We start from the raw sequence: 13,608 nt of genomic DNA, 5'->3' as shown, positions 1-13,608 counted from the left end.
ACTCTCATCATATTATACTGAAAGGTTGGGTGAAGTAATCATGACTCCAACAGGAAAACTGTTCAAATGGGGCACTTTTGCTTATGAAGCTTTTCTGGCACTGCCGATTATCGGAGGCGCTTTTGTTGTTGCAAATGCCTGGGTGCCGCTGGGGGTTGCCTTTTTGCTGCATGTCGTAGCCGTAGTATTGTTAATGAAAGAGCGTGGCCCGTTTATTGGGAACGTGGTCGGGATTATCACCTCGGTTGTCGGTTTGATCCCTTTGGTCGGATGGATTATGCACGTTATTACGGCAATTATTCTTCTTGTTGAGGGCATCTCCGCTTCACGGCGCAGCCCTCTACTAAAATAGCAGCCCTAGTATGGATAACTACGCATGAATGAAGTGTACAAATTTCAAGGCATATTGTAGTCCAGGCCCCTTATGCGGGTCTGGATTCTTTTTCCTTTCCGTTTATTGAATATAGTGCATCCAAAAACTGGACCAAAGTCGGGTGAAGTTTCAGACCTGGGGTTAGTGTTCATACAACAATTTCCAAGTACAATGAGAACAGACCGCTAAGGGGGAGTTATGAAATGAAAAAACAAAGCTTTATGGAAACCTGGAGTCTGCTTGTGAAGTCTCTTCCGAAAGGAATTATGGCCTTTGTTATTGCGGTTACAGGTCTATGTGTAAGCTTACCGCTGATTATATTATGGGTTGGGCTGCCCTTGCTAGCAGCGACACTTGCAGCGTGCCGTAGAATGATGGTACAAGAAGAATTAGTGGTGGATCGCTGGATTCACGGAGATCGTCAACAGCCTGAACCTATAGACAACTCAGTACCTATGCGCCCGGAGGGCTGGAGGTCTTTATTTACTCTTCTTAGTCAAGGCCAAACATACCGGGGACTCCTCTATAGCATAATGCAGCTTCCCGTCGGGATTCTCGGTTTCACATTGGCTGTCGTCCTGCCAGCTACCGCATTTGGGGTTCTACTGTCTCCTGTGGCCTATTTGGTGAGTGACCGACTATTCTCCTTTGATCTTTTCCCGTCTAGCTCCAACCAGTTTCTCTCTCTCTCAGACTTGTCTTCCTTCGAGCGCTCCTGGATAGCCGCCGGCATCGGCTTAGTGTTAGCCTTATTGCTGCCGTTGATCTTCCGCAAACTCGGACAGTTATACGCCGCATGGGTGTACACGGTATCCAGTAAATAATACATTATTGTTTTTCAAAAAAAACAAAGAGATGGACAGCAGAAAAACGAAGATCGATCTGAATTTATCAGAATGGACCTTCGCTTTTTTTGATAGCTGCCTCTTATGTTTACACTGATTCTTCTTGCTTCTATCCTCGTCCCACAGAACGGGAATCGGTCCGCCGGCTTCCGGCCTCTCCACTATAACGTGTATTGGCAGTACTGTTCTCAAAACGTTTGCGTTCTGTCCGCTCCATCTGTACAATTTGTCCTTCGTGTACCACAATGTGCAGGGATCCGAATTCCATATCATCCAAAAGCTCCGCAATCCGCGTAAGCCATACCTCATCCACTTTCAGTGGCTTAGCCATTCTCCAGCCTCCCTTACCCCGGACAGGGGATTCTCCACCAATTCCTTAATAACCAACCAAATTACTATGATTTAACTTAGCATGGAATTAAAAGGGCTGTCAATGTGCATTTTTGCGTGTGAGCCAGCTTTTTACGATCATCGTGACCAAAGCCAGCAGCAGCAGCAGAGAGGCCACAGCGAAGGAAGCTGAAAACTGATATTCGTTGTACAAAATTTCAACATGCAGCGGCAGCGTGTTGGTCTCTCCGCGAATGTGCCCGGAGACAACAGATACCGCACCGAACTCTCCCATCGCGCGCGCGTTGCAGAGAATAATCCCGTACAGCAGCCCCCATTTGATATTCGGCAGGGTCACGCGCCAGAAAATCTGCCAGCCATGTGCCCCGAGGGTAATAGCCGCTTCCTCCTCCTGCGTGCCCTGGTCCTCCATTAGCGGAATCAGCTCGCGGGCCACAAAAGGAAAGGTGACAAAGAGGGTCGCCAGCACAATGCCGGGGAGGGCGAATACAATCTTAATGTCATGGACGCTGAGCCAGGAACCGAACCAGCCGTTCGAGCCGAATACCAGCACAAAGATCAGACCGGCGATTACCGGTGATACAGCAAAAGGCAGGTCAATTAGTGTAATCAGAAACCCTTTGCCGCGAAAACGGAACTTGGTCACCGCCCAGGCTGCCATGACTCCGAACAGCGTATTCAGCGGTACGGTAATCACTGCAACCAGAAGCGTCAGCCGCAGGGCGGAAGCAGCATCCGGATCGGTCAGCGCCGCGGCAAACACATCCCAGCCCCGCTTCAGCGCCTCTGTCAACACCACGATCAGCGGCAGGGCAATCAGCCAGAACAGCACGAGTCCGGCCGCGGCGACCAGCACCCATTTCACGGCGGAGGATTCCGTTGTTGCCGGGGAGGCTGCGCTCCGCTGCGCCCCCGGGGCAGCCATAGGTACAGTACCAGCCATGATGTCACCTCCTACAAGTTTTGTGAGCATAGACGTCTTATGATTTACTTCGTACAAAACTACTTCGAAAGCATACGCTTATTTTTGTTAGGATCACTACCATGATTAATCAGCGTACAAAAATCACTTCGAAAGCATACACTCCGCTCCTCACCGCGAAGTTTTACGGGCCCAGCGCTGCAGGGTGTTGATCACGAGCAGCAGCAGGAACGAGATTAGCAGCAGCAGCAGCGCCACTGCCGTTGCCCCTGCATAATCGAACTGTTCCAGCTTGGACATGATGAGTAGCGGGGCAATCTCCGTGCGCATTGGCATATTACCGGAGATGAATACCACGGAGCCATATTCCCCGATCCCCCGGGCAAAGGCGAGCGCAAAACCGGTAAGCAGCGGCGGAAACAGCTCCGGGAGCACGATGCTGCGGAAGGTCCGCCAGCGCCCCGCTCCAAGTGTTGCCGAAGCCTCCTCCATATCCCGGTCCAAGTCCTCCAGCACAGGCTGTACGGTACGGACCACAAAGGGAATGCCTATGAATATCAGTGCAAGTGTGATCCCGAGCGGGGTAAAAGCAATCTTAAACCCCAGCGGTTCCAGCAGGGAACCAATCCAGCCATTCTGTGAATATAGCGCCGTCAAAGAGACACCCGCTACAGCGGTCGGGAGTGCAAACGGCAGATCGATGAGGGCGTCAAAGATCCGTTTGCCTGGAAACTCATATCGCACCAGCACCCAGGCCAGCAGCAACCCTAACAAGGCATCTGCCAAGGCTGCCGCTGCTGCAGTACTCAAGCTGACCCGGAAAGAGGCCAGGACCCTCGGGTCTGTAGCGATACCCCAGAATTTCCCCCAGCTTAGTCCTGTTGAATTGAACAGCAGTGCCGAAAGCGGCAGCAGCACGACGAGACTCAAATACAGTATGCTGTAACCCATCGTTAGTCCGAAGCCCGGCAGCACTTTGCGCCGTACCGCAGCTGTAGTGGTGATATTCATCGTTCCCTTCATTCCTTTCCTGCCTTCGGCATATGGGCCGATCAGCTTCCAGGCACATAGATCTTGTCGAAGATCCCGCCGTCGTTGAAATGCTTCTCCTGGGTTTCTTTCCAGGTTCCGAATTTGTCTGCCAATGTAAACAGCTTGATCTCAGGGAATTTATCCTTGTATTCCTCTTTCACACTTTCCAGGGTTGGACGGTAGTAATTCTCCGCCGCGATTTTTTGCCCTTCTTCGGTGTACAGATATTTTAAATAGGCTTCTGCGACTTCACGGGTGCCTCTTTTATCGACAACCTTGTCTACGACCGCAACCGGCGGTTCAGCCAAGATGCTCTCAGACGGGTTAACGATTTCGAATTTGTCCGGGCCCAGCTCCTTAATCGACAGGTAGGCTTCATTCTCCCAGGCAATCAGCACATCCCCGATTCCACGCTCTACAAAAGTTGTGGTTGCCCCGCGCGCTCCAGTATCCAGCACAGGCACATGCTTGAATAGCTCCTGGACAAATGCCTGTGCCTTGGCTTCATCATTATTATTGTGGTCAAGCGCATAGCCCCAGGCGGCAAGATAGTTCCAGCGGGCGCCACCGGAAGTTTTCGGGTTCGGGGTAATGACTTCAACCCCTTCTTTTAGCAGATCCGGCCAGTCTTTAATGCCTTTGGGATTGCCTTTGCGTACAAGAAACACAATGGTCGAGGTGTATGGGGAGCTGTTATGTTCAAATTTGCTCTCCCAGCCTTCATTGATCAGCCCTTTCTCCTTCAATGCGTCAATGTCGTAGCCCAGGGCAAGGGTAACCACGTCCGCTTCCAGACCCTCTTGCACCGCCCGGCTTTGGGCTCCTGAACCGCCATGCGATTGTTTAACCGTAACCTTCTGGCCGGTTTCCTTCTCCCAATAGGCAGAGAACGCTTTGTTATAACTCTCGTACAGTTCACGCGTAGGGTCGTAAGATACATTCAATAGCTCTACCGGATCTTTGACCGGCGCCTTGGTAGCTTCAGCTGCTCCTGACGCACTGCTTGCTGCCGGTGCATCTGTCTGGGCGGCTGCCCCATTATTCGAATTATTGTTGCCGCAAGCAGCCAGACCTGCCGTCAATAGTAATGTGAATCCGGTGATAAGTCCCTTCTTGATCCCTTTCTTCAGTACAGTCTTCTTCATTACAAGCCACTCCCCTGTCCTTTTCTCTTGGCCGTTCTTTATTGGTGATATCTCATGAAGTTCCGGTAAATCTGACCCCTGCATTTCAGCAAAAATAGACGGAGGAAGGCCCACGTATGGCAGGTCAAACCGGTCCTGTGGACACGTGTCTGCGAGCTACTGGCGGGCATTCCTCCGTCTGTACGGTAAGAACTTTATTTGATTATTCCTACCCATTTAGTAGGTTATGAAGATATAATACTGAATGCTCCCCCTACTGTCAAATCTTTTTTTCATAATAGCGTAAAGTCGGTTTGGGGCGGTTCTGACGGCAGCAAGTGGCCGCTGTTCCTGTAAGACCCACTTGTCATTGAAGCAGTAAAGTACTATTATTGCTACATCTTAAAGGTCAAAAAATAAGCTGATATTACCGCAATTACCGGGGGAGACAATCATGGGAATGAATCTGGAGTATGTGCCTGTACCAATACCCGCACCCTCGCCGCAACGGCCGCGACTGCACCGGCGTATTCTGGGAGGGATAGCAAGGCGCATCCTGGACACGTACCGATACGATACACAGTTATGGAGAATAGCGCTAACCGGCCCTTGGGTCATATGTTTTTTGGCGTTTACAACAGCTGTCCTGGGCATTCCTACCGGACTCGGCACCGCTGCTGACATTATGCTTGCCACTACCGCCGCAACCCTAGTCTTAGGGTTTGCAGGAAACATTCTTGCTGCACTGCTGGCCCTGACAGGACTGCGCATCCCGCGCCTTTACGCGGGCTCTTTATTGAGCGCTTTGGGAGCCGTCCTGCTAATCTTCTATTATGCGGATTTGGAGCTGGAAGCGGCAGCAGCCATAGCTGTAACCGCCACTCTCCTCGGAGGGCTGGGAGGTTTGGCGCTGGGATTCCTGCGCAGCCGGCGGTTCACCATCGGGCTAGTGCTGGCGGCCCTCGTGCTGGCATCCCCGCTCGCCCTCTCAGTCGGGAGCAAGGGTGATAAGGTCTCCGGGATGACTGCTTCTGCCGGAAGCCCGGCACCCATCCTTGCAGAAAATCCAGGAGTGCCGGGGAACTATACCTTCCACAGCTTCACCTATGCCAGTGGCCAGGATCTGCACCGTACCGAGTATGGCAATGGAACGGAGCTGATTACATCCTCCGTGGATGCCTCTGATTACATTAAAAGCTGGCCCAGGCTGCGCACCTTATTCTGGGGTTTCGACTACAGTGCACTTCCTGTAAATGCCCGGGTCTGGATGCCTGATGGAGATGGACCCTATCCGCTTGTGCTCATGGTGCATGGCAATCACATGATGGAGGACTACTCGGAGGGCGGCTACGCCTACCTGGGTGAGCAGCTCGCCAGCCGGGGCTTTATCGCCGTTTCTCTGGATGAGAACTTTCTGAACTATTCCGCCTGGTCAGGCATTCCGGACAATGACTTCAAGGTACGCACCTGGATGATCCTGAAGCACCTGCAGCAGATTGGCGATTTCACGGAGCAGCCCGGCACACCGTTCTATCAAAAGGTAGATTATAGCCGAACCGCCCTGCTCGGACACAGCCGCGGCGGGCAAGCCGTTGCCATGGCCGCTGATGCCGGACGCTGGTTCAAGAACGACCCGGTCTATGCTGCCACCAGCAAGTTCCACATAGCCTCAGTCATTGCGCTAGCGCCTACCGACAAGACGATTGACGATGAACAGGCCAATCTTGTGGATGTCAACTATCTGACCCTTCAGGGGGCACGAGACGGGGATGTACATGATTTTTACGGAGACAGACAGTACATCCGTTCTTCCTTTACAGGGGCTGCTTCTTCATTCAAAAGCTCACTGTACATCGCCGATGCCAATCACAGCCAGTTCAATACCAGCTGGGGTCTGTATGACCAGTCGCTTCCGGCAGGACTGCTTCTGGACCGTACGGAGATTATGGACGGGGAGGCCCAGCGGCAAATCGCCAAGGTGTATGTTACAGCCTTTCTGGAGACCACCCTGTATGGCGAGGAAGTCTACCAGAACCTGTTCCGCGATTACCGCAGCGGATTACAATGGCTTCCAGACACCGCCTACTATAGCCGTTTTCAGAGCGGGGATTATATTCCGCTAGCCACCTTTGATGAAGACCGCATTAAAGGCACTGCCGCTGGAGGAACTGCTGAAGCAGTAGGGCTTGTCTGGAGCGAAGAGACCGCTATGGACCGGGAATCCAAGAGTAAAGCCACTTATGGCCTTCTGCTGGAACATAAAGAAAAGGGCAGGGAGGCCGCCTTTTACAAACTTAAACTGAAGGACAGCATAGTAGCCAGGCTTGCTGATACTGAGGCCGCAGGGCTGACGTTCTCCATGGCTAACCGCAATGCAGATATTGTAAAGACAAAGGGCAGGGAAGAACCGGCGGTCTCCCCCACTGTGGAAGTGGAACTGACTGACGGCAATGGTACGGCAGCCCGGCTCCCGCTGAATGAGTTCATGGACATTTTACCCTTGCCCCAGACCCGGTTCACGATCCTTCCCTGGCTGGAGGAGCGGATGAGTGACGGCAAATATGGTGATCTTTCGGAAGCGGTATTTCAGACCTACGAGTTGCCTTTTGAACGGTTTCTCGAGAAAGAGCCTAGGCTTGAACCCGATAAACTGAGCACAATCACTTTTTATCTGCAAGGCGAAGGCGACAGAATTATGCTGGATGATATCGGATTCTACCATAAGGGAAATGGAATGGAAGGCTCGAAGCAAACCGCCATTATACAATAAGCAGGAATAAATATATCCATCCGAACCTATCCATAACACATCAAAAAGTGCCTCCTATCTGCCGGCAGCCGGCCGTATAGGAGGCACTTCTATTTTACAGCTGCTTCAGGCAGACCGGTGACGTAATCTCCAGCTCATTGCCGGTAGGAATCAGTCTTCCGGTATCCTTGTCAATTCTAAACGAAACGATATTGTCACTGTTCTGGTTCGCGGCGAGCAGCATCCCGCCAATAATAGCGAAATTGCGCGGTGTCCGGCCCCCGGAAGTGACCCAATCCTGCGGTTCGAGCAATCCAGTGGCTCCGTCGATATTAAACATGGCGATGCTGTCATGCCCGCGGTTAGAGGCATACAGGAAGCGGCCGCATGGGGATACATGGATGTCCGCTGCCGTATCGTCGCTTCCGGCGGCGTAATGCTCCGGTAATGAACTTACGTTCTGCAGAATTTTCAGATCAGCAGTTGTTTCATCGTTAGCAAATACAGTAATTGTACTGTTGAGCTCATTGATCAGGTAGATCCATTGTCCTGATGGATGTACAGCAAGATGACGGGGACCCGAGCCTGGCGGAAGCGGAACTTCGCGGTGAGTCACCAGCTTGCCGCCCTCCACACGGTAGAACACAATCTGATCCAGTCCCAGATCACACACCAGCACATGGCTCCCGGTCCGGTCAGGAATGACCGAATGGGGATGCGGCGCTTCCTGCCGGTCTTCGCGCATGCCCGACCCTTCATGCTTCACTTGCGCGGACATCTCCTGAAGCGAGCCATCACCATTCACTGGAAAGACGTTGACGTTGCCTCCCGAATAATTGGAGACAAATATGTAATCCTCTTGCGGAGAGATCGACACATAACATGGGGCGCCTCCATCCGTCGGCCGGCTTCCCAGCAGGTGCAGTTCTCTGCTGCCTGGCTCAATCGTAAATGCATAGACCTCGCCGTCATCCTTCTCACTTACAGCGTATAGAACAGTTCCAGAACCGTTCACAGCCAGATATGAAGGATTCTCGATACCCCCGGTGCTGTTCATCACCCTCATTTCCCCGGTATCCTTGTTCAAAGCCCCCAGTATAATGGCTTCCTGATCGGCGCTATTGTAGGTTCCTGCATAGAATAGAACTTCATTAGGCTGTTGCATGGCAGCGTCTCCCTCCAATGTATATAGGCACTCAATTCAACTTACTTCTTATATACCCTTCACCCCGGAGAATACACCTCCAGATACAGGACTTTTTTCACTATAACATGTTTATGTACCCAATAGCGCACCCGGTTTAAACAGCCTATTTCAGGACATAATGAAGTACTAGTTATTAAGATGCCTACAAATTTTTACAATGGTTTAAACGTCCGGCATGAGGTTAATAGTAACCATCGAAGATAACAAAACTTAAAGGAGCTGAAGCATAATGAGTTTTCTGTGGATGTTGATTGTTGGTGGCGTAATTGGTTGGTTGGCTGGTCTGATCATGGGTAGAGATATTCCAGGCGGTGTTATTGGTAACATTATCGCCGGTATTCTTGGTTCATGGCTCGGCGGAATGCTGCTGGGAAGCTGGGGACCTAGAATCAGTGATTTCTACGTCTTCCCTTCGCTTATCGGTGCAATCGTTCTGATCTTTATCGTCAGTCTGATTCTCCGTTCGGTCGGTGGACGCAGCCGTTCTTAAGACTAGCCTGATACATTAGCCAGAACCTGCTTAGCAGGACTGGAACCGAAACCCGCCAGGGTCCTCCTTGGCGGGTTTCTTGCGGATTATCGCATTGCCGCACGGGTAGAAAATCGCCGGATTGCTGCCAAGAAGGGTTCAATGTTTTGCCTTCTTTTTTCTGCTATAATGGAAAAATAAGTGACACAAATCACAGAAAGGAAAGTGAATTATGGGCAATATCAACCCTTCACTTCTGCATGTCGGCTCCACGCTGGGGGCTCTGTTCATGGCACTGATGGTAATTGTTATCCGCCTGAAGGCTAGCGCGCGTCCCGTGACGATCCGCAAAATATGGATTCCGCCGCTCGGCATGTCCACGGGCTTTGCCATGTTTGTGGCACCTGAAGTCAGATTCCCTTGGTGGTGGGCGGCGGCTGCTTTTCTGATCGGATGGTTTATATTTGCTTATCCGCTGATGCGCAGCACCAGGTTTGAAGAACGGGGAGGCCAGATTTATGCCCAGCGTTCCAAGAGCTTCGCGTTCATTCTGCTGGGATTGCTGCTGGTACGGACCCTGCTGCATGAATTCATCAATCAATATGTATCCATTCCGCAGTCAGGCGGACTCTTCTTCATCCTGGCCTTCGGCATGATCCTCCACTGGAGATTCTTCATGTACAAACGCTACAATCAGATGGCTCCGCCGGAAACGCCCATCCCGCAGCCCCGGGGCTGAACACTGTCCATAGTGCATATAAGGAGCATTCGGGAGCTTGGCAGGCTCAGGAATGCTTCTTTATATTGTCCGGGCTACTCGGCTGTATGAGGAGCCCGCACCCACCCAGAAAATTCACCTATTCACTGTCAGCTTACATTCCCCATTCCCACTAGTTTGCATATAATATCAGTAGTCAGCCCAGGAATTTCTAACCTCCTGTGTTATTTGTGGCAGATTATGAACACAGTGGAACCCATTTTTTGATCCTGATGTCAGGTAACTTGCGAAGAGATCAGTTAGAATATAAGCAGATATCATTTTTAGAGAGCGGGGACAAGTCAATTGAAAAGTAAATCAAGAAAAGTGGCGATCGTCGGCTCAGGAATGGTCGGTTCTAGTTGTGCCTATTCTATGGTCAATCAGGCGATATGCGACGAGATCATGATGATTGACCGCAGCTATGACCGCGCTATGGCACAAGCACTTGACCTCTCGCACTGCATGGATTTCACCGGATCCCGCACCAAGGTATACGCCGGCACCTCCAGCGATTGTGCCGCAATGGACGTTGTCATTCTGACAGCGGGCGCCAATCCCAAGCCGGGACAGAGCAGACTTGATGTTCTAGATGCTGCGGCTGTGATTACCAAAGAAATTATTACGGAAATTATGGCTGGCGGCTTCGATGGCATCTTCGTAGTTGCTGCTAATCCTGTGGATATTGTCACCTATATGGTATGGAAAATATCCGGACTGCCGCGCCACAGAATTATCGGCACTGGTACCTCTATCGACTCTTCACGCCTGAAGACGCTGCTGTCAGAGGTATTCACCATCGACCCCCGCAGTGTCAACGGTTATGCGCTTGGTGAACATGGCGAATCCCAATTCGTCGCCTGGTCCCATGTAACGATCGGCGGCAAACCGATTCTGCAGATCATGGAGCAGCACCGGGAACGGTTCAGCACTTTGGATCTGGAAGATATCGCCCGCAAGACCAAGGATGCCGGCTGGGAGATCTTCACGCGCAAGGGCTCCACGCATTTTGGTATCGGCAGTGCACTGGCCTACATTACCCGCTCCATCCTGAATGATGAGCATAAGATCATTGCCGTCTCCGCCATATTGGACGGAGAATACGGCCAAACCGGCGTATGTGCCGGAGCCCCGGCGATTATTGGCAGCGGCGGCATACAGGAGCTGCTTGAACTGAACCTTAGCCCGGAGGAATCCATGAAGCTGGAGGCTTCCTGCAATATTATCCGCCGCGGCATAGAGAGCCTGAACCTGGAGGAAAAGGTGTAATCTGCCCCCCACGAAGTAAAACACCCCTCGATTCTACACACGGCCGTGTGCGGAATTGAGGGGTGTTTTTATTCGTAAAGATTGAACCTCCCGGACGAGAAAAGAATGTGTTCAAAAAAGGGTTATCCCGCTTTGGGAACCTGCAGAGCCCGTACACTGTTCAGAACCGCAAGCACAGTCACACCCACATCCGAGAAGACAGCTTCCCACATCGTAGCGATCCCAAATGCGCCCAGCAGCAGGAACAGCGCCTTTACCGCAAGGGCAAAAATAATATTCTGCCAGACAATGGCCCGTGTACGCTTGGCAATGCTGATCGCTGTTGCAATCTTTGAAGGTTCGTCAGTCATAATTACAATATCCGCCGCTTCAATCGCTGCGTCTGATCCCAGTCCGCCCATGGCAATACCTACATCTGCTCTGGCCAGCACCGGAGTATCATTAATTCCATCGCCTACAAAAATAATTTTGTCACGCTGTGATTTTTCCCGCTCCAGCTTCTCAATGGCCTCGACCTTGTGCTGGGGCAGCAGCTCAGCGTGAATCTCCCCTATGCCCAGCTGCCGGCCGACCGCTTCGGCAACACTTGAAGCATCACCCGTCAACATCACAGTTCTATGAATTCCAAGCTGTCCAAGGGCCTGAATGGCTTGAAGCGAATCTTCTTTCACTTCATCGGCAATCACCAGATAACCCGCATACTGCTTATCTACAGCGATATGGACCACTGTTCCGGGCGCTTCCTGTGTCCGGCTGACAATGCCCTCACGCTCCATCAGCCGCACATTACCCGCCAGTACCGCCCTGCCCTCTACCGTAACGGCAATACCGTGACCCGATATTTCATTGTAGTCTGCTATGGCCTCACCGGGGATCTCTTCACCGTAAGCTGACCGGATGGATTCCGCTATCGGATGGCTGGAGTGGCTCTCAGCATAAGCGGCTATCCGCAGCAGTTCTTCCTTCTCCACTCCTTCGGAAGGGTATACTCCTGTCACCTTGAACTCCCCTTTGGTGAGTGTTCCCGTCTTATCAAACACAACAATGTTCACATCGTTCAAGGCCTCCAGGAAGTTGCTGCCCTTGACGAGAATACCGCTTTTGGACGCTGCGCCAATACCGCCGAAGAAGCCGAGCGGGATCGAGACGACAAGCGCACAAGGACAAGAGATGACCAGAAATACGAGTGCCCGGTAGATCCAATCGGAGAAGGTAGCCCCGTTCAGCACGAGCGGAGGGATAATGGCCAGCAGCAGTGCCGTAATAACCACAACAGGGGTATAGCCTCTGGCAAATTTGGTGATAAAATTCTCGGTTTTCGCCTTATTGTTGGAGGCATTCTGCACCAGCTCCAGAATCTTGGAGACAGCCGATTCTCCAAAGTTAGCCGTCACCTCAATCGTAACCACACCATTGCGGTTAATAAAACCACTCAGCACCTTACTGCCCGGTTCAGCTGAGCGCGGTACCGATTCCCCCGTCAGCGCTGAGGTATCCATCATAGCGCTGCCCTCCAGGATCATTCCATCCAGCGGTACTTTCTCGCCAGGTTTGACTACAATATGGTCGCCAATCCCCACTTCTTCGGGAGCAACACGTCTTAGACCTCCGCCTTCCTTCAAATATGCGAACTCCGGGCGGATATCCATCAGCGCCGTAATCGAGCGTCGGGAACGGTTGACAGCAAGACCCTGGAAGAGCTCGCCCACCTGATAGAACAGCATAACAGCCACGCCTTCCGGGTATTCTCCAATCGCAAATGCCCCTATCGTTGCCAGTGCCATCAGAAAATTCTCGTCGAAGACCTGACCCCGGACGATGTTCCGGGCAGCAGACCAGACGACTTCGCCTCCGACAACCAGATAAGCAGCCAGAAAAATCAGCAACTCCGTGATTCCGCTGACCGGCAGGAACATTCCTGCTGCTCCAAGAATGACTCCAGCCCCCAGCCGCAGCAGGATAGAACGGGTTCCGCCTTCGCCATGTTCATGGCTATGGCCATGGGCATCACCTTGAGCATGGGCTTCATGGCTGTGGGCATCACCTTGTGCATGCGCTTCATGACTATGCCCGTGGGTAGTCATAGCGTTATGAGTGTGGGAGGTACTCTTTTCCTGCTCCAGACTGCCGCCGGGCTTCGGCTTTCTACCCACGCCTGCTGCCTTCACTTCCTTGATTTTCACGTGTGGCTCTAGTGTGTGAACTGTCCGCCGGGCTTCGGCGGATACGGCTTCGGCATCGGCCACTGCGGTTTCCAGCGTCATCAGCTTCATGGCAAAATTCACTGAGCAGGACGCGACTCCCTCAATTTTCTTGACCTTATTTTCAATTTTCATGGCGCAATTGGCACAATCCAATCCTTCCAGCATCCACTGTTGTCTTACATTTCCCTGAACCGCATTCAAATGACTCATCTCCCTTAGTCAAACCTATATATGAGTATTTGTTCATATGTTTACTTACACACATTATATGCCCCTCAATCTCGGAGTGTCAACGCAGAGTATATT

General features: G+C 51.9%; 12 protein-coding genes. 6 read left to right on the top strand and 6 right to left on the bottom strand.

All coding sequences use genetic code 11. The features are described from left to right. Window positions 1–40 precede the first annotated feature (40 nt). Both AC0MA3_RS23950 and AC0MA3_RS23945 read left to right on the top strand, forming a co-directional pair. Complete coding sequence (locus tag AC0MA3_RS23950; protein ID WP_474658085.1) at window positions 41–352, top strand: hypothetical protein; 312 nt, start codon at window positions 41–43, stop codon at window positions 350–352. 224 nt (window positions 353–576) lie between these two features. Beyond that, window positions 577–1,197 (top strand): sensor domain-containing protein, encoded by a 621-nt coding sequence (locus AC0MA3_RS23945; RefSeq protein WP_474658084.1) that lies wholly within the window; start codon window positions 577–579, stop codon window positions 1,195–1,197. Window positions 1,198–1,327: 130 nt separating this feature from the next. On the opposite strand, the gene AC0MA3_RS23940 is transcribed toward AC0MA3_RS23945, so the two are convergent. From AC0MA3_RS23940 to AC0MA3_RS23925, 4 genes are all read right to left on the bottom strand, one after another. Further along, complete coding sequence (locus AC0MA3_RS23940) at window positions 1,328–1,549, bottom strand: YezD family protein (protein ID WP_379158217.1); 222 nt, start codon at window positions 1,547–1,549, stop codon at window positions 1,328–1,330. Between the two features lie 99 nt (window positions 1,550–1,648). Beyond that, window positions 1,649–2,512, bottom strand: a complete 864-nt coding sequence (gene cysW / locus AC0MA3_RS23935; protein WP_474658083.1) for a sulfate ABC transporter permease subunit CysW — start codon at window positions 2,510–2,512, stop codon at window positions 1,649–1,651. Between the two features lie 150 nt (window positions 2,513–2,662). After that, window positions 2,663–3,514: a sulfate ABC transporter permease subunit CysT gene (gene cysT / locus AC0MA3_RS23930; RefSeq protein WP_474658082.1), complete on the bottom strand. Its 852-nt coding sequence runs from the start codon at window positions 3,512–3,514 to the stop codon at window positions 2,663–2,665. A gap of 29 nt (window positions 3,515–3,543) precedes the next feature. Further along, complete coding sequence (locus AC0MA3_RS23925; protein ID WP_474658111.1) at window positions 3,544–4,653, bottom strand: sulfate ABC transporter substrate-binding protein; 1,110 nt, start codon at window positions 4,651–4,653, stop codon at window positions 3,544–3,546. 448 nt (window positions 4,654–5,101) lie between these two features. Here AC0MA3_RS23925 and AC0MA3_RS23920 point away from each other — a divergent pair, with 448 nt between their 5' ends. Beyond that, window positions 5,102–7,417, top strand: a complete 2,316-nt coding sequence (locus AC0MA3_RS23920) for an alpha/beta hydrolase family protein (RefSeq protein ID WP_474658081.1) — start codon at window positions 5,102–5,104, stop codon at window positions 7,415–7,417. A 94-nt stretch (window positions 7,418–7,511) separates the two neighbouring features. Here the strand turns inward: AC0MA3_RS23920 and AC0MA3_RS23915 are convergent, their stop codons facing one another. Further along, window positions 7,512–8,561 carry a lactonase family protein gene (locus AC0MA3_RS23915; RefSeq protein WP_379158201.1) on the bottom strand — a complete coding sequence of 350 codons (1,050 nt, stop codon included), beginning with the start codon at window positions 8,559–8,561 and terminating at the stop codon, window positions 7,512–7,514. A gap of 271 nt (window positions 8,562–8,832) precedes the next feature. Between AC0MA3_RS23915 and AC0MA3_RS23910 the strand changes: the two genes are divergently transcribed. The 3 genes from AC0MA3_RS23910 to AC0MA3_RS23900 all read left to right on the top strand — a co-directional run bounded on the left by AC0MA3_RS23910 (window position 8,833) and on the right by AC0MA3_RS23900 (window position 11,098). Next, window positions 8,833–9,093: a GlsB/YeaQ/YmgE family stress response membrane protein gene (locus AC0MA3_RS23910; RefSeq protein ID WP_379158198.1), complete on the top strand. Its 261-nt coding sequence runs from the start codon at window positions 8,833–8,835 to the stop codon at window positions 9,091–9,093. Between the two features lie 211 nt (window positions 9,094–9,304). After that, window positions 9,305–9,811 carry a CcdC family protein gene (locus AC0MA3_RS23905; protein WP_379158195.1) on the top strand — a complete coding sequence of 169 codons (507 nt, stop codon included), beginning with the start codon at window positions 9,305–9,307 and terminating at the stop codon, window positions 9,809–9,811. 324 nt (window positions 9,812–10,135) lie between these two features. Continuing rightward, complete coding sequence (locus AC0MA3_RS23900; RefSeq protein ID WP_379158193.1) at window positions 10,136–11,098, top strand: L-lactate dehydrogenase; 963 nt, start codon at window positions 10,136–10,138, stop codon at window positions 11,096–11,098. A 122-nt stretch (window positions 11,099–11,220) separates the two neighbouring features. On the opposite strand, the gene AC0MA3_RS23895 is transcribed toward AC0MA3_RS23900, so the two are convergent. After that, on the bottom strand, window positions 11,221–13,503 hold the full coding sequence (locus AC0MA3_RS23895; protein WP_474658080.1) for a heavy metal translocating P-type ATPase: 2,283 nt from the start codon (window positions 13,501–13,503) through the stop codon (window positions 11,221–11,223). Window positions 13,504–13,608: the final 105 nt, after the last annotated feature.

This window comes from Paenibacillus sp. LS-5, assembly GCF_056121505.1.
The sequence above is the reverse complement of the archived record's forward strand: the minus strand, read 5'-3'. Positions and strand labels throughout refer to the sequence as shown.